Origin of the sequence: Pseudarthrobacter sp. J1763 (assembly GCF_050490295.1) — a bacterium.
Classification (GTDB): Bacteria; Actinomycetota; Actinomycetes; order Actinomycetales; family Micrococcaceae; genus JBNPEO01.
Genome location: NZ_JBNPEN010000012.1, coordinates 16,082 through 36,712, shown reverse-complemented (window position 1 = coordinate 36,712; position 20,631 = coordinate 16,082). Strand labels below are relative to the sequence as shown.

The following is a 20,631-nucleotide window of genomic DNA, read 5'->3' as shown; positions in this document are numbered from 1 at the left end:
CCATGGGCGTTGTACCGTCATACGTTTTGCGGTGGATCCGTGGTGGTGGCTTCTGTTGCGGCCAATTGCTGCTTGACGGTGGCTGCGTAGACATCAACGTATTCCTGGCCGGAAAGTCGCATCAATTCAGCCATGATCTCATCCACCACTATCCGTTGAACGTTTCGGTCATCAGCTTGGTCGGCGTAGCGGCTGAAGTCCATTGGTTCGCCAAAGATCACGCCAATCCGGCGGATGTTGGGCATTCGTTTGCCAATGGGCTGAACCTTATCCGTGCCAATCATGGCCACGGGAATCACTGGAACACCGGATTCGAGGGCAAGCTTGGCCACACCAACTTTGCCGCGGTACAAACGACCATCGGGGCTGCGCGTTCCTTCGGGATAGATGCCTAAGAGCTCCCCGCGGTTCAGAACATCCCCGCCAGCATTCAAAGACAATGCGGAGGCCGCGCCACCGGAGCGGTCCATCGGCAGCTGGTTGGTCAGGCGGAAGAAGGCAGCGGTCAAACGGCCCTTTATCCCTTTACCAGTGAAGTACTCCGATTTGGCCAAAAAGACCACAGGCCGTGGCACCATCAGAGGCATAAAAATGGAGTCAGAAAAAGACAAGTGGTTGGAAGCCAAGATGGCAGAACCCTCGCGCGGAATGTTGTCCAAGCCCTTAACCCATGGCCGGAACAGCAATCTCACAATCGGGCCCAAAAAAATGACCTTCATCACCCAATAGAACACGTTCAGACCTCTTTCGGCAGGCTTGCACCGGCGACTATTTCCCCACCTCAGGCGTACCGGTGCAAGCCTACTCTAGTGAGAAATCCAGTGAACAGTGACACGATGGAACTATGGATTCACTCGAAAAACCCGTGGTTCCGCTTGCTACATCTGGGCTGCTGAAAGCTGATAGTGCTGGCGGATATCAGTACCCGGGTCACGGCCAGAACGCCGAAATTGGGGTAGCTGTGAGCCATGGGTTTACCGGCAGCACACAAGACGTCCTACCGTGGGCACAAGCTTTGGCAGCACAAGGCTACGCAGTACGTGTTCCCTTGCTGCCAGGGCACGGCACTTCATGGCGGGATTTGCAGATATCCCGCTGGCGGCAGTGGGCCACCTGCTATGAAGCTGCCTACCTAGAACTTCGAGGACAAACTCGTCTCACCTTCACCGCTGGCCTCTCAATGGGCGGCACTCTTGCCCTTCGCACGGCATCGACGCACGGAGCTTGTGGAGTATTAGCCGTTAATCCTGCGCTGTCTTTTTACGATCGCCGCGTCAAAGCTGTGGCGTTGCTGAAGTACCTGATGCCTACCACGTCGCCAATCGAAGAGGGCGAGACAACAACTTCCACCCAGGGGCTCCCGGACACTGGCGGCGACTACTCCGTGACACCTTTGGCCGCTGTCCATCAGCTAAAGCGTCTTTTTAGCAATACACGGCGCAAAATTCGGGGACTCGATGTACCCGTGCTGGTCTTTAAGTCAGAGCAGGACTCGGTGGTTCCGGCGAACTCACTGGAATTTATTCGAACATCGGTAGCGGCACAAAGACTTGAAGTGGTGACCCTGGTTCGTAGTTCGCACGTGGCTACTTTGGATGTTGAAGCCGGTCTCATTGCCCAACACAGTGTGGACTTCATTTCCCGCATGACTCGCTGATTCGCCGCGCACATCACGCTGGGCCTTGGGCATCAGGCAGCTGTAGGGGAAGATAATTTATATGACGTCATTGCCAGCCGTTTCAGATCCCGCCCATAACCCGTTTAGTCACACAGGTTCGGGCGAGCTATGCCGGATTGGTGTTGCAGTGTGCCACGGATTCACCGGTAGCCCCGCCTCAATGCGTGAATGGGCCCAGCACCTTGCTGACGCGGGCTTCAGTGTGGAGCTCCCCTTGTTGCCCGGTCACGGCACCTCATGGCAAGACCTAGCAACGCGTCGCTGGCAAGAGTGGTACCAGGCTTTTGACGCGGCCTACCAAGATCTCGCTTCCCGTTGCGACTACGTTTTTGTGGTGGGTCTTTCCATGGGCGGCTGCCTGGCTCTACGTGCCGCGGCTCTCCGGCCGGTCTCTGGTGTGGTTCTGGTCAACCCAGGGTTGGTGATTGATGATTGGCGCGCGCCGCTCACTGGCTTCCTCAAACACATTGTGAAATCCACACCTCCGATCTCTAATGACATCGTCAAGTCGGGAGTGGACGAGCGCGCTTATTCACGCACCCCGGTAGCCGCCGCCCACGAACTTGGAAAACTTTTCGCCAACACCCGCGATTTGCTGCCGCAGATTACGGCGCCGGTACAGGTTTACCGGTCGACCACAGACCATGTGGTTTCCGAGAGCAGCATGGTCGCTTTGCGCAGCGGTCTGACTGGTGCACCGCTAGAAGTCATTCCGCTGCTCAACAGCTATCACGTGGCCACCATGGACAACGACGCGCCGGTCATTTTTAACGGCTCAGTGGAGTTCATCAGACGAGTTTCTCGGTCCACCATGGGCTCCTCCACTACTGCGGAGAGCGCTGATGACAAGGTCTGAGGCGGAGGGTTCCGGCACCGGAGCCAACCAGAATGATCAAGCCACGTGGCTGGATCTTGTGGCGCGCCTAGAGTCCATGCCAACTGCGCTTCCCGAGTCTAAGCAGGAGCCTGAAACTCAGTCACGGCAGGAGCCCTTGCCGGAAGCCAAACCAGAGCGGAGCGTCAAAGACTTAGTCACCCCTGCTTACGGTCCGCGTGACTACATCGCAGAGGAGGAACCGGAGGAATTCGTTCCCGAAGAACCGCCGTCGTTAGCTGGGGCCGCGCCACAATCGGTGCTCGCTTGGCTGGGCGCAGTGGGAGCCCCGCTTGCTTTGGTCTTGTGTGTGATCTTCTTCCGAAACGTTCCCGCGGTGGGCGTGTGGGCCCTCATCGCCATTTTTGTTGCCTCGGTGGTTTTTTTGATGTGGCGACTTCCGCAAGAAAAAGATGACCACGACGACGGAGCAAGGCTTTAGCAGCCAACGCGCCTTTAGCGGCCCGCCGTCCGCCCACTAACCCGCGAAAGATCTGCCGCGCCGATCAGTCCGGCATGCTCACCCAGTGCGGCGAGGGTGATTGTTGCGGGCGGGCGGAAGCCACGGCCGGTCAAGTGCCGTTTAAAGGATCTTTCAGCGGGTTCCAATAACAGTGCACCGGCTGTGGAAAGCCCCCCGCCGATCACAAAGGTTCCGGGGTCCAATGCCGCGGCGAGATTGGCAAGGCCTAGGCCCAGCCATTCCCCCACGTCTTGGATGAGTTCCATCGAGGCAGCGTCGCCAGCTTGGGCTGCTTCGGTGACTGTCACTCCCGTGATCTTTGAACTGACACCACCCACGGCTCGTAGAAGTTCTTGGGCCACTGGCGAATTAGCCTCAGCGAGCCCCCGCGCTTCCCTGCCCAAGGCGTTCCCCGAGGCGTATTGCTCCCAACAGCCACGGTTGCCGCATTCACAGCGGTGCCCGCCCGGGACCATAATCTGATGCCCAAACTCCCCTGCCACACCGAACCGGCCACGTTCGAGTTTGCCGTCGTAAACCATACTGCCGCCGATTCCGGTTCCCAAAGTGATGCACACCAAGCGGTCTTCGCCCCGCCCCGCTCCGAAGCGCCACTCGCCCCAGCCGGCGGCATCGGCGTCGTTCACTAAAAGGACTTTGCGCTGCAAAAGCCGTTCCAGATTTTCCCGAACGGGCTCATTGCGCCAAGCGAGGTGCGGGCTAAAGAGGACTGTGGCACCGGCCAGATCCATCCAGCCAGCTGCACCGATGCCAACGCTTGATACGCGGTGCCCCTCACTAAGTTCCTTAACAAGTTCAACGATCACGCTTTCGACGGCGCGAGGATCACTTCCCGGGGTCTCGCGCCGGGCGCTGGCTAGAATGTTCCCGTCAGCGTCCACAACGCCGGCCGCAACTTTGGTCCCACCGATGTCTATACCAATGGCGTGCCCTCGTCGGCGCAGCCGCAGACTGGCTGCTCTAGGGCGCGGTACTGAACGAAACGCTTGTCGGCGCGAGCTGCGGGGGCCTTGATGATGCGCGGAAAAGGGTGCCATAAGCAACCATCCTACGGCGGAATGCCCAATGTTACTGGCGAGTAGGTATAATCTAAATCACAGCAATCCCCGGGCGACTAGAGTTAGATCAAGCCCCCTTGGGGAACGGATATCGAAGGAGCTATCGTGCGCGAACTCAGCGTCCCTCCCCTGGTCAATGTGGCCCCGGAGATCAACATCACCGATCTAGTACTGCGGCAAAGCAATTCTGCCGCGAATCCTGCACTATTTTCGGTCCGTGACGCTGCAGGAACATGGAATGATATTTCGGCCAAAGACTTCCACGCCGATGTGGTGCGCATTGCAAAAGGCTTGATGGCAAGCGGTGTGGCCGCCGGTGACCGTGTGGGAATTATGGCCCGCACTCGTTACGAATGGGCCCTTGTGGACTTCGCTATTTGGTTCTCCGGCGCCGTTTCTGTACCAATCTACGAAACCTCCTCCCCCTCGCAAGTCGCATGGAACCTGGGCGATTCGGGTGCCGTCGCCGCTTTTGCCGAATCTAGTAACCACGAGAACATCATCCGTGCAGCAGCCGCCTCAGAGAACCTGGCAGCGCTAAAAAACGTTTGGCAGTTGGAGGGCCGTGGACTCGATGCGCTTCGTAAGGCGGGCGTTAATGTCAGCGATGAAGAACTGGAAACCCGCCGTTCCACCGCAAACCTTGCTGACGTTGCCACGATTATCTACACCTCCGGAACCACCGGACGCCCCAAAGGCTGCGAACTGACACATGGCAACTTTGTGGAGCTTTCGGACAATGCTCTTGCGAGCTTGGGCGAAATCGTGAATCAGAACGCCAAGACCATTATGTTTTTGCCCTTGGCCCACGTCTTCGCTCGATTCATCTCAGTGCTCAGTGTTGCAGCGGGAGCCACGGTTGCCCATACGCCAGATATCAAGAACCTTTTGGCGGATCTGCAGAGCTACCAGCCAACCTTCATTTTGGCCGTTCCCCGCGTTTTCGAGAAGGTTTACAACTCAGCACTGACCAAGGCCGAGGACGGCGGCAAGGGCGCCATCTTCCACAAGGCCGCCGAGACCGCTATCGCCTACGCCCGCGCGCAGCAGAACGGCAAAGCCGGCTTGGGTCTTAAGATCAAGCACGCCGTGTTCGACAAGCTCGTCTACGCCAAACTGCGCACGGCCATGGGTGGCCACGTTGCGCATGCTGTCTCTGGTGGTGGCCCGCTGGGTGAACGCCTAGGCTACTTCTTCCAAGGGATTGGAATGCAGATCCTCGAAGGCTACGGGCTCACTGAAACCACTGCGCCCATCACAGTTAACACTCCGGCCCGCATCAAGATTGGGACAGTAGGCCGCCCACTTCCAGGTAACGCAGTCAAGATTGCAGACGACGGCGAAATTCTCGCCAAGGGTTTCTGTGTCATGCGCGGTTACTACAAGCGCGCCGAACTCACCGAGCAGGCCTTTACCGATGGCTGGTTCCACACCGGAGACATTGGCGAGCTCGATACCGACGGCTTTTTGAAGATTACTGGCCGCAAAAAGGAAATCATCGTTACCGCCAGTGGAAAGAACGTTGTTCCGGCCCTCCTTGAGGACCAGATTCGCGCCGATGCTTTGGTGTCCCAGGTCCTTGTGGTTGGTGACAACCGCCCCTTTATCGGAGCCCTGGTTACCCTCGATGAGGAAGCACTTCCGGGCTGGCTGGAACGTCACAACCTTTCCGGCAAAATGAGCATCGATGACGCCGTCAAGGATCCTCAGATTCATGCTCAGGTCCAGAAGCTGATTGACCGCGCCAACCAGTCGGTCAGCCACGCGGAGGCCATCAAATCATTCCGGATCGTCACCAGTGATTTCACTGAAGCATCGGGTCACCTGACTCCCTCTTTGAAGGTCAAACGAGCTCAGGTCGTAAAGGCTTATAATGCCGTTGTGGAAGAAATGTATGAAGCGAAAAAGCCGTCTTAGCTCTTTTACTAGCAGCTAAGCCAGAAGGGGCGGACCAAGCATTTGCTTGGTCCGCCCCTTCTACGTATGAGCTCCTATCAGACGGACTTTCTAGTCGTCGACGAGTTCGTCAACCACAAGAGCCGCAAGCTCAACAGCTGCGCTTCGGGTAGCTGGCGCAAGCTTAGCCAACTCAATACGCGAGCCTTCCGCCAAATGTTTGTCGTAGGGAATGCGCACTACGTTCTTCACACGGGAGCGGAAGTGATCCTCAATCTCGTTGACATTCACCCGGGTGCCAACGCCTGCGGACATGTTGATCACCACTGTCGCCTTGCGGACCAGGTCTTCCCTGCCGTGTGCTTCTAGCCACGACAGCGTCTCCGAGGCGAGCCGTGCTTCGTCAACGCTGCCACCGGAAACCAACACAACGGCGTCGGCCTTTTCTAGCGTGCCTTTCATCACCGAGTGAACCATTCCGGTACCAGAATCGGTGAGAACAATAGAGTAGTAGCGGCCCAAGATGTCAGTAACGGCACGGTAGTCGGCGTCGTCGAAGGCGTGTGCCACGGTGGGATCCGTGTCAGAGGCGAGCACGTCCAAACGTGAGCCTTCGCGCGCGGTGTAGTTGGAGAGCTGAGTAAAAGAATTTACGTTGAAGCGCTCTTTTACCAAGTGACGAGCCGTGAAGTCCGCACGGCCTGGTGAGCGGTCTGATAGAGTACCGCGGTCCGGGTTAGCGTCCATGGCGATCACACGGTCTTCACGTAGATCTGCCAGCACCATACCCAAGAGTGTGGTTACGGTTGTTTTACCAACACCACCCTTGCGTGAGAGCACAGGAACATATCGAGTTTGCTCGCCTAACCGCACTGCGATGCGGTGCTCAAGAACACGCTGGATTCGAACCCTGTCCGAGTCTCCCAAATTTACGAAGCCAAAGGTCGCTTGGTAGAGCCACCGGCGCCAACCAGATACTGGTGCAGCAGCTGTTTTCTCCAATAGCCGGTCTGCCGTTAGCGACGAGGCAGCTTCAGGACCAGCGGCCTTGGTGCGACGCTCGCTGACGCCCGGGGCCCCAATGTCCACGGCGTTGCGCTCATTGCTGAGCTCCTCTTCGACCTTCACCTTTTCAGGCGCTGGTTCCGTGCTCAGTGGCGCACCGTTGGGCTTCCACTGAGTCTGGGCGCCAACTATGCCGACACCGGCAGTCACCATCCCCGCAGGAGGAACAGCGGGGATACCCGGGATAGTGGCCGGGTCAACAACCGTAGCGGCACGGATTTCCGCTGTAGCTTCTGGCTCGGCCTCTTCAACGCCGTTTTCTGCTGGCTCGCCTTCTTCTACTCCGCTTTCTTCTGCGAAGGAGTCCTCGGCTTCTGCCGCTTCGGAGCCTTCGAATTCGGCGACGAACTCTCCAGAACCATCCTCTGCCGATACTTCTTGCGCCGAAGGATCTGTGCCCTGGGTGGGCGTGCTTTTCTGAGTCATGTCTCCAACCTGGTGTTGACTGCTGCAAATGGCATGGCGTATCCACAGCTTTCATTCAGATTCAGCTTATCGCCCCAATGCCCCATAGCGGCCGAACCAGCCCTACTCCACAACGAGAAGTAGGTCACCGCCTTGAACTTGTTCCACTGGCCCCACTGCAAGACGGCTCACGGTACCGGCAATCGGCGTGGTGATGGATGCTTCCATCTTCATGGCTTCAATAGTGGCAACCGTATCGCCGGCCTTGAGCTCATCGCCTACCTTGACGGCCAGAGTGACAGCACCAGCAAACGGCGCTGCCAAATGACCTGCAATGGAGGTATCGGCTTTCTCGGCCGTCTTGACGTTGCTGACCACTGATTTATCCCTCACTACAACTGGGCGCGATTGACCATTGAGCGTGGTCATGACGGTGCGCATGCCCTTCTCATCCGGCTCGGAGACGGCCTCTAGGGAGGCGATCAGCCGAACGCCTTTCTCGAGCTCGATCACGTGCTCTTCGCCGTGCTGCAACCCGTACAAGTAATCACGAGTGTCCAGCACTGACAAGTTGCCGTACTGTTCGCGGCTCTTGTTGTAGTCCTGAGTGGGGCCAGCAAAGAGCAACCGGTTCAGCGTACTGCGTCGAGTTGCCGAATCTTGGCTCAACGATTCGCTGTCCTCGGTACTGAGCTCAACGTCCCGTACCTTGATACTTCTGCCCTGCAGAGCCTTGGTGCGGAATGGTTCCGGCCAGCCGCCTGGCGGATCGCCCAATTCGCCAGAGAGAAAGCCAATGACCGAGTCAGGAATATCAAATTTCTGCGGGTTCTCTTCAAAGTCAGCCGGGTCAGCGTTGAGACCGACCAAGTGCAGGGCAAGGTCTCCCACTACTTTCGAGGACGGTGTGACCTTCACAAGACGGCCCAGAATACGGTCTGCAGCCGTGTACATGTCCTCGATTGCTTCGAAGCGTTCACCCAGTCCTAAGGCAATTGCTTGCTGGCGAAGGTTAGAGAGCTGGCCGCCAGGAATTTCATGCTGGTACACCCGCCCAGTTGGTGCCGCCAGCCCGGATTCAAACGGAGCATAAACCTTGCGAACCGCTTCCCAATAGGGTTCAAGTGCGCCAACGTTGCTTAAGCTCAAGCCGGTGTCGCGCTCAGTGTGCGCCAAGGCGGCCACGAGTGCAGACATGGCCGGCTGGCTCGTTGTCCCGGCCAACGCGGCCGAGGCAACGTCAACCGCATCTACGCCAGCGTTAATGGCTGCCATCAACGTAGCTAGCTGACCGCCAGCGGTATCGTGCGTGTGCAAATGAACCGGGAGGTCAAAACGCTCGCGTAGAGCCGTGACCAGCTTGGCTGCCGCCGCCGGACGGAGGAGCCCCGCCATGTCCTTGATCGCCAAGATGTGAGCACCAGCATCAACAATCCGCTGCGCCAAATCAAGATAGTAATCCAAGGTGTAGAGGTCCTCGGCCGGGTCCAGAAGGTCGCCTGTGTAGCACAACGCTACTTCGGCGACTGCTGTGCCCGTTGCGCGAACAGCGCTGATAGCGGGGGCCATCTGATTCACGTCATTGAGCGCATCGAAAATACGGAAAACGTCAATGCCGGTAGCTGCGGCTTCCGCCACAAAGGCTTCAGTAACTTCAGTGGGATAGGGGGTGTAGCCGACGGTGTTACGTCCACGCAGGAGCATTTGAAGACAAATGTTGGGCATGGCCTTCCGCAGCGCGGCCAACCGATCCCAGGGGTCTTCACCCAAGAACCTCAGGGCGACGTCGTAAGTGGCACCACCCCACGCTTCAACTGAAAATAGTTCAGGTAGCAATTGGGAAACTGCCGGTCCTGCAGCAACCAGGTCCTTGGTACGTACCCGAGTAGCGAGAAGTGACTGGTGGGCGTCTCGAAACGTTGTGTCGGTGACGGCCACGGCCTGTTGCTCGCGTAGCGCCTTGGCGAATCCTTCCGGCCCTAGCTCGGCGAGACGCTGGCGTGAACCTGAGGGAAGTTCCCCGCTGGTGTTTCCACGCTCAGGTAACTTGCGGGCTGGACCGTGAGTCACAGTCGGTTCGCCATTGGGTTTATTAACAGTAACTTCGGCGAGCCAGGTTAATAGTTTGGTGCCTCGATCTGCTGAGCCACGGGCTTTGAGCAGTTCAGGACGCTCGTCAATAAAGGAAGTGGCCACGTTGCCGGCAATAAACTCTGGATCTTCGAGCACCGCCTGGAGGAAAGCGATGTTGGTGGAGACCCCACGAATACGGAACTCAGCCAAGGCTCGCCGGGCGCGAGCCACGGCTGCGGGGTAATCACGGCCACGGCACGTTAGTTTGACCAACATTGAATCAAAGTGCGGGCTGATCTCGGCACCAGAGTAGACAGTTCCGCCGTCGAGCCTTACACCAGCGCCACCTGCTGAACGGTAGCCGGTAATCTTTCCCACGTCAGGACGGAATCCATTAGCCGGATCCTCAGTGGTGATACGGCACTGAAGCGCTGCTCCCTTGAGCTGGACCGTGTCTTGAGACAATCCAAGATCAGCCAAGGTCTGTCCCGAGGCGATGCGCATCTGAGCCTGTACCAGGTCCACGTCCGTCACTTCTTCAGTGACGGTGTGCTCTACCTGGATTCGAGGGTTCATTTCGATAAATACGTGCTGTCCAGCGCGCTCACCAACAGTGTCCACAAGGAACTCAACGGTTCCCGCGTTTACATAGTTCAGGGCCTTCGCAAACTTGATTGCGTCCCGGTACAACGCCTGGCGGATGTTTTCATCGAGGTTGGGGGCCGGAGCAATCTCAACCACTTTTTGGTGACGGCGCTGGAGTGAACAATCACGTTCAAAGAGGTGAATAACGTTGCCTTCACCATCAGCCAAAATCTGGACCTCAATATGGCGTGGCCGCAGAACCGCCTGCTCCAAGAACATGGTGGGGTCACCGAAAGCCGAATCAGCTTCACGCATGGCCGCATGAAGTGCCTCAGGCAATTCCTCACGAGTGTCCACGCGACGCATGCCACGTCCACCGCCGCCGGCAACGGCTTTAGCGAAAATGGGGAACCCAATCTCATCCGCTGCAGCAATCAACTCATCCACGTCTTTGGACGGCTTGCTTGAATTGAGCACCGGCACACCGGCCTTGCGCGCCGCAGCGAGAGCAGCAACCTTGTTGCCAGCAAGTTCTAATACCTCTGCTGGCGGACCCACAAAAGTGATCCCCGCGGCTTTGGCAGCACGGGCCAGATCAGGATTTTCAGACAAAAAGCCGTAGCCGGGGTAAATGGCGTCTGCTCCGGCTTCCTTAGCAACCCGGACAATCTCATCCACGTCCAGGTAAGCCCTCACCGGATGGCCTTCTTCACCAATCAAGTACGCTTCGTCAGCCTTTTGACGGTGGATCGAGTTGCGATCTTCTTGAGGGAAAACAGCAACGGTTTTAGCACCGAGTTCATATCCAGCCCGGAAGGCACGGATAGCAATCTCGCCACGGTTGGCCACCAAAATTTTGGAAAACATGCTGCTCCTGCATCCTCGCGGGTAGTGAGACGGTTGCTCACAGTTTGTTTCACGCCCAATAGCGAACACAAGCTAGTGTGATCGGTATTACAGTTTATGCGATTTTGGTGTCCTGACCCTAGTTCATCGGCTGCGCCAACCGTGGCCGCAATGGCGCCTAGTTCTTGGACGAGTCTGCCCGCGTGCCAGAAAAGTGGACCAAATCCCCCCGCACCACAACATATGATGGATGGGGACACTGACTAGTCAGTCTGCGTCCCTCGGCGGAAATTCAGCAACAGCGTGAGGTTTTGATCTACCAGTGCAAGTTGTAAGTATCAGCAGTCTCAAGGGCGGCGTCGGTAAGACGTCGGTCACCACAGGGCTCGCTTCCTCCGCCCTCGCCGCCGGTGTACGCACTCTGGTGATTGATTTGGATCCCCATGGCGATTCCTCAACGGCTCTCGGCGCTCCCACCGGCTCATTAGACATCGGCCGAATGCTCAAGGCACCCCGGCGTGCGCACTTGTCTGAAAATGTAGTCCCGAGCGCTTGGACAACACACCAAAGAAACACTGCCGGCGGAACATTAGACGTAGCCGTTGGTTCAGCATTTACCGGCATTTACGATCGGCCCGACTTGGGAAAGAGGGACCTTCGCCGGCTCGCCAACGTCCTTGCCGGGGTGGATCAGTACCAATTGGTCCTGATCGACTGCCCACCGTCACTGAACGGGCTCACCCGGATGGCGTGGACCGCAAGCGACAACGTGGTTCTGGTGGCCGAACCAGGATTGTTCTCGGTAGCCGGCACTGAGCGCACCATGCGCGCCATTGAATTGTTCAAGCGCGAGTTTGCCCCCTCGCTCACTGCTGCCGGAATTGTTGCCAACCGCGTCCGGAGCACCTCGAGCGAACACGCCTACCGGCTTGATGAAATGCGTTCCATGTTCGGACCGCTGATGCTGGAGCCCTACATCCCGGAGCAAGCTAACTGGCAACAGATCCAAGGCGCCGCACACTCCGTGCACCACTGGCCCGGCGAATCCGCCCGCAGCAGCGCTGCCCTCTTCGACGAGCTGCTGGCTGCTGTCCGCAAACAGGGCAAACAAACACGCCGCTAATAACTAGACCAGCTGGACTTGGACCTGTTTCCTGAAGCAGTCTTGGCTCGACGCTAGGTTTTGAACGTGCCTTCTTGGCGCCTCTGTGGACGCAAAAAAATTCCCGTTTCTACCTCTTGTGCCATCAAACCCAAGGTATAAAACGGGAATCCTGAGCCACTAGAGGGTGGCCTGAAATGTTGCTGAGACTAACTGACTTTACGTGCTGCGCGGCGCTTGCTGAGCTCGTCATCCGGGAACGACTGGTCAACAGCGTGCTCGCTAGGCAGAAGTGCCAAGCTGCCTTCAACCTCACGCCAAACGCGCCCAACGGCGATACCAAATACGCCCTGGCCACCCTGAACCAAGTCAATAACCTCGTCTGCGGAAGTGCACTCATAGACGCTCGCGCCGTCACTCATCAACGTAATTTGAGCGAGGTCTTCAACGCCGCGTTCACGCAAATGCTCCACGGCAGTGCGGATTTGCTGCAGGGATACCCCAGTGTCCAAAAGGCGCTTAACCACCTTGAGTACCAAAATGTCACGGAAGCTATAGAGTCTTTGCGACCCCGAGCCGGCTGCGCCGCGAACGGCAGGTTCTACCAATCCGGTGCGAGCCCAGTAGTCCAGCTGACGGTAGGTAATACCTGCGGCTTTGCACGCCGTCGGGCCACGGTAGCCAGCGTCCTCGTCCAACACGGGAAGGTCCTCGGTGAACAGCAGGCCCTGCGCTCCGGCAGGAAGGGCATTGCTGCCCGTTGTGGCGCGCTTTAGCTCGCCAGCTTCGCCCATTGGACTCACGTAAACCCTCCTCGACTAAAGCTCCCAGGGGGAGTTGCATCCCTGCTGAACGGTTCTATAGCTGGTGCTACAAAAACTCAGTCGTGTAATTTCAACGACCGTCTACCCTCCAGTGTGACCCGGTGGGCCGCAGGATGCAATGGGAACTGATACTTCGACGTTAGAGCCGTGCAGCCCTTAGGTCAAAGACGTTCGAGGCAATTTCGCGCCGTGTCGGAACTTTCAGCCTCAACTTTAACCTTAACGTGACATTAGCCTTGGAAATCTTCCGGTTCTACGTCGTCTAGGAACTCCCTGAAGCGCCGCAATTCACGCTCTTCGTCCACGGTCGTGGCTTCCACAGCGTCGCTACCGTCTTCGCTGTCGCCATTGTCCGCGATTCGGACCCCAGCTTCGTCAACAACTTGCTCCGCGCACCAAATACGGCAATGCGCCCGAAGTGCCAAAGCCAAGGCGTCTGACGCCCGCGAGTTAACTGTTGTGCCGTCGTCGAACTGTATTTGCCCAAAAAAGACGTTGTCTTCAACGGCCACAATATTGACGCGCGCTATCGAATGTCCGAGTGCGTGGATAGCGTCCACCATCAGGTCATGCGTCATGGGACGCGGCGGGATTATTCCCTGCTGTGCAAGGGCAATGGCACTCGCCTCTGGTGTTCCAATCCAAATCGGAATGTGGCGGTCTCCCCCGATCTCCCGCAAAAGGACTAGCGGTTGATTGGATGGCAGTTCAATGCGAACTCCCACAAGCTCCACTTCAATCATCAGGAGTCCATGCGGGCGATGCGATCCTGCACAAGAGCACGGTGCAAGGTCAAGCAGAGTTCGCTGATCTCACGCGCAGCCTCAGCGGCGCGAGCCTGGGAGGCTGCATCTCGGCGCGAGGAGAGCGGAGAGACGGCACGCTCTACCAATCCGAATTCACGCTCCGCTGCGGCTTGGAAGGGACGCAAGTGGCGCGGTTCCAAGCCATGGCTCTCTAATTGCACACAGGCTTTGGCCACCTGGAGTGCATGCTCATCAAAGCGGCCATTGCTGTGCTGAATGAGTCCGAAACTTAACAAGGACTGTAAGAGCGGAACACTGGCCCCGGATTCGGTCCGGAGTTGCTCCTCAGTCAGGGCGCGCACCCTACCTGTCATCTCGGCAGCGAATTCGTCCGAGACAATCCGAGGTGAGACCTTTACGCCAGGTGGAAGATTCTCTGGCCGTTCGCCTCTGTCAATGGCGTCAAGGTAGTCCTTGATGACCTTCAAAGGCAGATACTGGTCGCGCTGAAGCGAAAGCACAAAACGCAATCGCTCAACGTCGTTCTCCGAATACTGTCTGTAGCCAGCCGGCGTCCGATTCGGGGTAATTAACCCTTTTTCCTCGAGGAACCGAATTTTGGACGCGGTCATAGTTGGGAAGTCGTCGCTCAACTGAGCCAAAACTTCACCGATGTTCAGGACACGCGGTCCTGAGTGTTCAGCGTGTGCAAGTACCACTTATGCCTAACTACCGACTCTTTGAACTAAACGTTGCCGGGCGCTGGCGCCTGGCTCAGGTAGAACGTCAGGCGGAACTTGCCGATCTGGACCTCGTTGCCGCTTTTGAGCACCAAACGGTCAACGCGGTCATGGTTGACGTAGGTGCCGTTGAGGCTTCCGGTGTCAACCACTTCAAAGCTGTTAGCGGTGCGGCGGAACTCAACATGCCGACGCGAAACTGTGACGTCGTCGAGAAAGATGTCTGCCTCTGGGTGACGGCCCGCCGTAGTGACGTCAGTGTCTAGAAGGAACCGCGCACCAGCATTCGGGCCCGAGTGTGCGATCAGGAGAGCCGAACCCGCCGGAAGCGCGTCAACGGAAGAAACTTCCTCGGCGCTGAGTTTAGGAGCTGCACTGGGTGCGCCAAGAAGAGGTGCCAGTTGAATCGAGGTGGTCTCGGAGGCGTTCAACTTCTCACGGTCGGCACTCAGTCCGTTCTGGGTGTGGTTCCGCTCATCCCCGGCCATGGGTATCTCCTCTATCGCTTGACTGGAGTTATCCAGCATGAGTGCTGTATTTCTAGGCGGGCTCCCCGCCTAGAAACTAGCCTACCTGTTGTTCGTACTCCGAAGCACTGAGCAGGGACGATGCTACGTCCGCATCAGTGACCTTGACTTCGAACAACCATCCCTCACCATAAGGGTCCGAGTTGATCAGGGCAGGATCAGTGTCCAGAGACTCGTTACGAGCAACCACTTCACCGGCCACTGGTGCGTAGATGTCGCTGACACTCTTCGTGGATTCCACTTCACCCACAACGTCGTTTGCGGTGAGCGTGGCGCCGACCTCAGGCATCTGCGCGTACACAACGTCACCCAAGGCATCTTGTGCGAAATCGGTGATACCAACGCGAACAACACCATTCTCGTCAGCAGCGGAGACCCATTCGTGCTCAGCGGTGTAGGAAAGATCTGCGGGGATGTTGCTCATCGGATGCCTTTCGTCAGGATGTCAGCAGCATTAATGGCGTAGTCACCATCGCACAAAGTATAGGCACAATTGACCGGGTAAAGGGCGGTCCTCTGAGATGATGTGGTCATGAGCAAAGAAGCAACAGTGCAAACTACTGCCACCGAACGAAAAAGAGGCAACTGGGTTGCCAAACTTGTCCTCATTGTGGTGGCCATAGCCATCGCCGTGGTTGCCTACTTCATCCTCGCCGCCATTTTGCCTCGCTGGTGGGCGGACACGATCGCGGGCCAGATCAAGCGTGATCTAGGAGCCAGCATCCTGGTAGGCGTATTCTATGGATTTGTTTTTACCTTTGTGCCGCTGTTGGTTGCTTGGCAAGCAACCAACAAGCGGGTGTCTTGGCCATGGAAGTTTGTGATTGTCCTAATTGCTGTAGCCATTGCCACTCCAAATCTCCTAACCGCCGGGATTCTTATTGGTTCTTCCGAATCAGCGCACGCTGGTCAACGCACACTTAGCATTGACGCCGGATTCTTCTCAACCTGGACCACCATCTCTGCAATCGCTGCAGCGGTCATCTTTGTCATCCTGTTGATTCTGTGGACCGCGTGGCGCCGCAATCGCCGAACCGTTAAGCGCCTCAAAACGGAACAGCGCGCACAAGAACTAAACGTTCGTGATTCTGAGAAGCGCAGAGCAGAAGAGGCCAAAGAAGCTGAGCGCCAGCAAGTTATTGCCCAGCGCAACATCGCTTCGGAAACCGAACGCCGACGCGCGGCTGAGTCAGAACGCGATTCGCTCCGCCAGCCTCAGAGCACTGTGGAAGACCAAGGCGAGGTCCGTTAGGGCACGGAATGCTCGGCCCTAAGACATCCGGGGTGAGCATTCCAAACTAAGTGACCCATACAACCAAAACAAAAGGTCCCGGAAACTGAAAAGTTTCCGGGACCTTTTGGCTGGTCGGGCTGACAGGATTTGAACCTGCGACCCCTTGACCCCCAGTCAAGTGCGCTACCAAGCTGCGCTACAGCCCGCCTTACCTGACCGTTATCGCTGTTCGCGGCCGTTCAAGCAACGCGTACTAGCTTATACGAATGCAGGTCTAATGAGAAATCGAAACCCCCCTCGGTTCCTACGGCCCAGCATCAAAAAATGACGCCGGGCCGTAAGCCTCAAACCAGCCGTTCAACTAGCCTATTTACCGAGCTAAAACTACTTCTTGCGGCTGCGCTTTTCGCGAACGCGCATGCTGACTTCGATCGGTGTGCCATCGAAGCCAAATGTCTCGCGCAATCGGCGAGTAATAAAGCGACGGTAGCCCGGGTCCAAGAAGCCAGTGGTGAACAGCACGAACTTCGGCGGACGGCTCGAGGCTTGCGTGCCGAAGAGAATTCGCGGCTGCTTTCCACCACGTACCGGGTGCGGGTGGGCTGCTACAAGTTCACCGAGGAAGGCATTTAATCGTCCGGTGGGGATGCGCTTGTCCCAACTCTCAAGTGCTAGATCCAAGGCAGGCACCAAACGGTCCTTGTGCCAGCCAGTCATGGCAGAAATGTTCACGCGCGGAGCCCAGGCAACGTGCGCCAAGTCCTGTTCGATTTCGCGCTCAAGGTAGATGCGTCGTTCATCGTCGAGCAGATCCCACTTATTGAAGGCCAAGACCAAGGCACGGCCGGATTCGATGGCCAGCTGCAGAATACGTACGTCCTGCTCGCTGAGCACTTCATCCACTGCCAATAGCACTACAGCAACCTCGGCTTTTTCCAACGCTGACTGCGTGCGCAGGGAGGCGTAGAAATCGGAGCCGTGAGCCATGTGCTGGCGACGACGGATACCGGCGGTGTCCACAAACTTCCAGGTCCTACCGCCCAATTCAATAAACTCATCAACCGGGTCACGTGTGGTGCCTGCGGTGTTATCAACAACAACGCGTTCAGAGCCTGCGAGCTTGTTCAGCAAAGAAGACTTGCCAACGTTTGGCCGGCCGATCAATGCGATACGACGCGGGCCGCCGGAACGTTCTGGTCCGTCAATGGCGGAGAACTCGGGAAGAGTTTCCATCACCTTGTCCAGAAGGTCAGCAACACCACGGCCGTGCAAAGCAGAAACGGGGTGCGGTTCACCGAATCCCAAGCCCCACAAGACTGCCGAATCTGCTTCTTGCACAAAGTCGTCTACCTTGTTGGCTACCAAAATGACCGGCTTTTTAGACTTGCGCAGCATGCGCATTACGCCCTCGTCAGTGGCCGTGGCGCCAACGGCGGAGTCCACTACAAAGAGCACAGCGTCTGCGAGCTCTACAGCCATTTCGGCCTGCTCGGCAACGCGGGCATGGATACCCTTAGCGTCGTGTTCCCATCCACCGGTGTCCACAATTGTAAAGTTGCGGCCGTTCCAGTTGGCGGCGTACATCACGCGGTCCCGGGTCACACCGGGAACGTCTTCAACGACGGCTTCGCGTCGGCCAAGAATACGGTTGACCAAGGTGGACTTGCCCACGTTCGGTCGGCCGATGATAGCCAGCACGGGATCCAGTTTCGCCGGTCCGTCTTCCCAGTCGTCGTCGTCCATACCGGCAAGTATTGCCGCGTCTTCGTCGTCGAGATCGTAGTCGGCCAATCCAGCGCGCAGCGAGGCAGCTCGCGTTTCGGCTTCCTCGTCGTCCAGGGCGGCCAGGTTTTCCGCCACCTGGTCGGTACCGGTGGGCGTGTATTCGTCCTCGTCGCGGTTCGTTCCGCGGCTTGAAGTGGATTCGCTCATTGCACTGTCCTTAGTGGTGGTCCGCCGCGGAGCGGCTGGTTGTTGAATTCAAAATATTGTTTTGAAGTTCCCGTAACGGAACTTCCGGCAGCGGCACCCCGGTGCGCATCGCCGTCGTACTGACGTGGTTAGCCAATGCCGCTCTGATACTCTCCGCAGCCCTGTCCATTGAAGCACGGCCGCTCTCCCCCGGCTGGCGCTGAACACGCAGCCCCTCGCCAAAGGAAGCAACCACACGCCGGCCAAAACGCGGTACATGGTTCACGCCCTCACCGCTGTGGCGAGTTCCCAAAATAGCTACGGGAACGACGATGGCATCAGAGTTCAGCGCTAACCACGCCACTCCCCCGCTCACCGACGCTGCGGCTCCGTCGCCGCGGGTCCCTTCAGGCAAGATTCCGATGCTACGTCCCTGATCGAGGATGCTTTTGGCCCGCTGTAGTGCTTTCCGGTCGCCGCTGCGATTAACTGGCAGCTGTCCGATGCCGTGCAGGAAACTACCCAGCGCACCCTTGAACATTTCTTGCTTAATCAACACGTGCATGGGGCGTGAGGCTGCGGCAAAGAGAACTGGTCCGTCAAGGAAGCTGATGTGGTTTGCAGCGAAAACTACCGGACCGGCTTGAGGAATGTTTTCCTTGCCCAAAACCACTGTCCGGTAGAGAACATTATTGATAAACCAGCCCAGTGGCCGGGCTAAGCGCGGCCGCCAAGCCTGTGGCACAACGGCTTCACTCGCAACGCTAGTCAAGGTCTAAGACCTCACTGACAATGCTCAGGGCTGCCGTCACCGTCTGCTCGAAGTCCAGATCAGAAGAATCAAGGGTCACCACACCATCTGCGGCGAGTGTGAAATTGACGACCGTTGAATCTTTGGCGTCCCTGCCCGTAACTTGACGAGCCAGTTCTTCAGCACCCTGCTGACCGCCTAGCTGCAATCCGCGACGGCGAAGCCGCGCTTCTTCCGAGGCGGTGAGCAGCATCCGAACGTCTGCCTGAGGCGCCACAACGGTAGTGATGTCCCGGCCTTCTACAACCATACGGTTGTGGTGCGCGGTAATCAGCTCGCGCTGACGGCGAATGAGCTCAGTCCTGGCACCCAGCGTGGTAGCCACAGCACTGACTGCGTCAGAAATTCGAGGCTCTCGGATTGCCTCAGCAACACCGATCCCGCCAACGCGGACAAACTCAGCATCTGCGCTGGTACTGATGTCCAACGGCAATTCCTTGGCTGCAGCTTCCACAGCCACAGCGTCTTCAAGGTCAAGCCCCTGATCTAGGCAGTACCAAGTCAAGGCACGGTACATTGCACCGGTATCTAGATAGGCCACATGCAGTCGACGAGCGATTTCCTTGCTGACGCTGGACTTGCCCGAACCAGATGGTCCATCAATCGCCACCAACAGTGACCGCCCCGGACGGAGCGGTTCCACGGTGTTCTGCTCAACGCTACTCATTGCAATACTCTCCATCCACGGTCACCGAGCGCTTCGCTCAAAAGCTCGACTTTGCTCGGCAGCACCGAAAGTTCAACCATGCCCACGTTGTGGCCAGAAGAATGATCCAAGCGCAAGTCTTCGACGTTGACCCCAATGTGGCCAATCTCAGTCAGTAATTGCGCAATCTGCCCAGGCTTGTCATCAACAAGGATGGTCAGCCACGAATAAGACTTGGCCGGGCCACCGTGCTTACCAGGAATTCTTGCCTGACCTGCGTTTCCCTCGCTGATCAGCTGTGCCAAATCGAGTCTGGCACCTGGCGCATTCGGAGCGTCCAAGGTGTTAATGAGGCGGTTCAAATCTTCCCGGACACCACGGAGCAGCTCCCCCATCGGCCCGGAATTCCCGCCAAGAATTTGCACCCAAAGAGTTGGATCGCTTGCAGCAATTCGAGTGACGTCCCGCAATCCATTCCCTGCCAGCGACAAAGCATGCTCAGGCGTCCCCTGCAGGCGGCTAGCCACCAAAGAGGACATCACTTGAGGAAGGTGGGAAACCAAGGCCACCGCAGCATCGTGTTCTTGAGGATCAAAAACAGACACGACGGCGCCAAGGTCAGTCGCGAGGGCCTGTGCGGTATCAAGCGCCTTAGTAGAGCTCAGCCCACCAGGGCACAAAACCCACGGCATCGAGGTGAAAAGCTCACCACGTGCGGCTACCGGGCCAGACTTTTCGCGGCCAGCCATGGGGTGGGTGCCCACATAGCGGCTCAAGTCCACCCCACGATCAGCTAGCTCCGCGGCAATCCCAGCTTTAACACTGGCGATGTCCACAACAATTGCCTCGGGGTAGTCCCCTAGCGCCTTCTGGACAACGTCCACCGTGACATCCGGCGGAGCAGCCACCACTACTAGCTCGGGGGCAGAGTCCAACTCAGAGATCGGTCTGCCCGCACCAATGTCAACCGCAACCGCTTGATGGGTGGGTGAGGGATCAAAAAGGAAAACTGGTACACCCCGGCTACGAAGGCCAAGGCCAATACTGGCGCCGAGCAGTCCTGTTCCCAGAACAACTACGGGGCCAGCAAGATGCGCGCGCTGTTGCGCCGATGCACCCGCCATTC

At 57.6% G+C, this 20,631-nt stretch carries 19 protein-coding genes and 1 tRNA gene; 6 read left to right on the top strand and 14 right to left on the bottom strand.

The window, feature by feature from the left end:
- Positions 1 to 17: 17 nt before the first annotated feature.
- A complete protein-coding gene (locus ACQQCD_RS11535; protein ID WP_430268528.1) occupies positions 18 to 734 on the bottom strand; it encodes a lysophospholipid acyltransferase family protein in 717 nt (238 codons plus the stop codon).
- Positions 735 to 844: 110 nt separating this feature from the next.
- On the opposite strand from ACQQCD_RS11535, the gene ACQQCD_RS11530 reads away from it, so the two are divergent.
- From ACQQCD_RS11530 to ACQQCD_RS11520, 3 genes are all read left to right on the top strand, one after another.
- Positions 845 to 1,657 carry an alpha/beta hydrolase gene (locus ACQQCD_RS11530; protein WP_430268527.1) on the top strand — a complete coding sequence of 271 codons (813 nt, stop codon included), beginning with the start codon at positions 845 to 847 and terminating at the stop codon, positions 1,655 to 1,657.
- A gap of 61 nt (positions 1,658 to 1,718) precedes the next feature.
- Complete coding sequence (locus ACQQCD_RS11525; RefSeq protein ID WP_430268526.1) at positions 1,719 to 2,534, top strand: alpha/beta hydrolase; 816 nt, start codon at positions 1,719 to 1,721, stop codon at positions 2,532 to 2,534.
- Entirely contained in the window at positions 2,521 to 2,994 is a 474-nt protein-coding gene (locus ACQQCD_RS11520; protein WP_430268525.1) for a hypothetical protein, read from the top strand. Before ACQQCD_RS11525 ends, ACQQCD_RS11520 begins: the two co-directional genes overlap by 14 nt.
- A gap of 14 nt (positions 2,995 to 3,008) precedes the next feature.
- Here ACQQCD_RS11520 and ACQQCD_RS11515 read toward each other — a convergent pair whose 3' ends face one another.
- Positions 3,009 to 4,073 (bottom strand): ROK family glucokinase, encoded by a 1,065-nt coding sequence (locus ACQQCD_RS11515; RefSeq protein WP_430268524.1) that lies wholly within the window; start codon positions 4,071 to 4,073, stop codon positions 3,009 to 3,011.
- 126 nt (positions 4,074 to 4,199) lie between these two features.
- On the opposite strand from ACQQCD_RS11515, the gene ACQQCD_RS11510 reads away from it, so the two are divergent.
- Entirely contained in the window at positions 4,200 to 6,011 is a 1,812-nt protein-coding gene (locus ACQQCD_RS11510; RefSeq protein ID WP_430268523.1) for an AMP-dependent synthetase/ligase, read from the top strand.
- Between the two features lie 90 nt (positions 6,012 to 6,101).
- On the opposite strand, the gene ACQQCD_RS11505 is transcribed toward ACQQCD_RS11510, so the two are convergent.
- Positions 6,102 to 7,481, bottom strand: coding sequence for a MinD/ParA family ATP-binding protein (locus tag ACQQCD_RS11505; RefSeq protein ID WP_430268522.1), 1,380 nt, complete (start codon positions 7,479 to 7,481; stop codon positions 6,102 to 6,104).
- 102 nt (positions 7,482 to 7,583) lie between these two features.
- Entirely contained in the window at positions 7,584 to 10,985 is a 3,402-nt protein-coding gene (locus ACQQCD_RS11500; protein ID WP_430268521.1) for a pyruvate carboxylase, read from the bottom strand.
- A 301-nt stretch (positions 10,986 to 11,286) separates the two neighbouring features.
- Between ACQQCD_RS11500 and ACQQCD_RS11495 the strand changes: the two genes are divergently transcribed.
- A complete protein-coding gene (locus ACQQCD_RS11495) occupies positions 11,287 to 12,087 on the top strand; it encodes a ParA family protein (protein ID WP_430268520.1) in 801 nt (266 codons plus the stop codon).
- Positions 12,088 to 12,275: 188 nt separating this feature from the next.
- On the opposite strand, the gene ACQQCD_RS11490 is transcribed toward ACQQCD_RS11495, so the two are convergent.
- From ACQQCD_RS11490 to gcvH, 5 genes are all read right to left on the bottom strand, one after another.
- On the bottom strand, positions 12,276 to 12,869 hold the full coding sequence (locus ACQQCD_RS11490) for a MerR family transcriptional regulator (protein ID WP_430268519.1): 594 nt from the start codon (positions 12,867 to 12,869) through the stop codon (positions 12,276 to 12,278).
- 251 nt (positions 12,870 to 13,120) lie between these two features.
- Positions 13,121 to 13,633, bottom strand: coding sequence for a bifunctional nuclease family protein (locus tag ACQQCD_RS11485; RefSeq protein ID WP_430268518.1), 513 nt, complete (start codon positions 13,631 to 13,633; stop codon positions 13,121 to 13,123).
- Positions 13,633 to 14,355: a MerR family transcriptional regulator gene (locus ACQQCD_RS11480; protein ID WP_430268517.1), complete on the bottom strand. Its 723-nt coding sequence runs from the start codon at positions 14,353 to 14,355 to the stop codon at positions 13,633 to 13,635. The genes ACQQCD_RS11485 and ACQQCD_RS11480 overlap by 1 nt, the downstream gene beginning before the upstream one ends.
- A gap of 26 nt (positions 14,356 to 14,381) precedes the next feature.
- Positions 14,382 to 14,864: an FHA domain-containing protein gene (locus tag ACQQCD_RS11475; protein ID WP_430268516.1), complete on the bottom strand. Its 483-nt coding sequence runs from the start codon at positions 14,862 to 14,864 to the stop codon at positions 14,382 to 14,384.
- Between the two features lie 76 nt (positions 14,865 to 14,940).
- A complete protein-coding gene (gene gcvH, locus ACQQCD_RS11470; protein ID WP_430268515.1) occupies positions 14,941 to 15,327 on the bottom strand; it encodes a glycine cleavage system protein GcvH in 387 nt (128 codons plus the stop codon).
- 108 nt (positions 15,328 to 15,435) lie between these two features.
- On the opposite strand from gcvH, the gene ACQQCD_RS11465 reads away from it, so the two are divergent.
- Entirely contained in the window at positions 15,436 to 16,155 is a 720-nt protein-coding gene (locus ACQQCD_RS11465) for a hypothetical protein (protein ID WP_430268514.1), read from the top strand.
- A 111-nt stretch (positions 16,156 to 16,266) separates the two neighbouring features.
- Here the strand turns inward: ACQQCD_RS11465 and ACQQCD_RS11460 are convergent.
- The 5 genes from ACQQCD_RS11460 to ACQQCD_RS11440 all read right to left on the bottom strand — a co-directional run bounded on the left by ACQQCD_RS11460 (position 16,267) and on the right by ACQQCD_RS11440 (position 20,629).
- Positions 16,267 to 16,343, bottom strand: a tRNA-Pro gene (locus ACQQCD_RS11460).
- 178 nt (positions 16,344 to 16,521) lie between these two features.
- Entirely contained in the window at positions 16,522 to 18,069 is a 1,548-nt protein-coding gene (der, locus tag ACQQCD_RS11455; protein WP_430268513.1) for a ribosome biogenesis GTPase Der, read from the bottom strand.
- Positions 18,070 to 18,079: 10 nt separating this feature from the next.
- Entirely contained in the window at positions 18,080 to 18,757 is a 678-nt protein-coding gene (locus ACQQCD_RS11450) for a lysophospholipid acyltransferase family protein (protein WP_430268568.1), read from the bottom strand.
- Between the two features lie 55 nt (positions 18,758 to 18,812).
- A complete protein-coding gene (cmk, locus tag ACQQCD_RS11445; RefSeq protein WP_430268512.1) occupies positions 18,813 to 19,526 on the bottom strand; it encodes a (d)CMP kinase in 714 nt (237 codons plus the stop codon).
- On the bottom strand, positions 19,523 to 20,629 hold the full coding sequence (locus ACQQCD_RS11440) for a prephenate dehydrogenase (protein ID WP_430268511.1): 1,107 nt from the start codon (positions 20,627 to 20,629) through the stop codon (positions 19,523 to 19,525). The genes cmk and ACQQCD_RS11440 overlap by 4 nt, the downstream gene beginning before the upstream one ends.
- Positions 20,630 to 20,631: the final 2 nt, after the last annotated feature.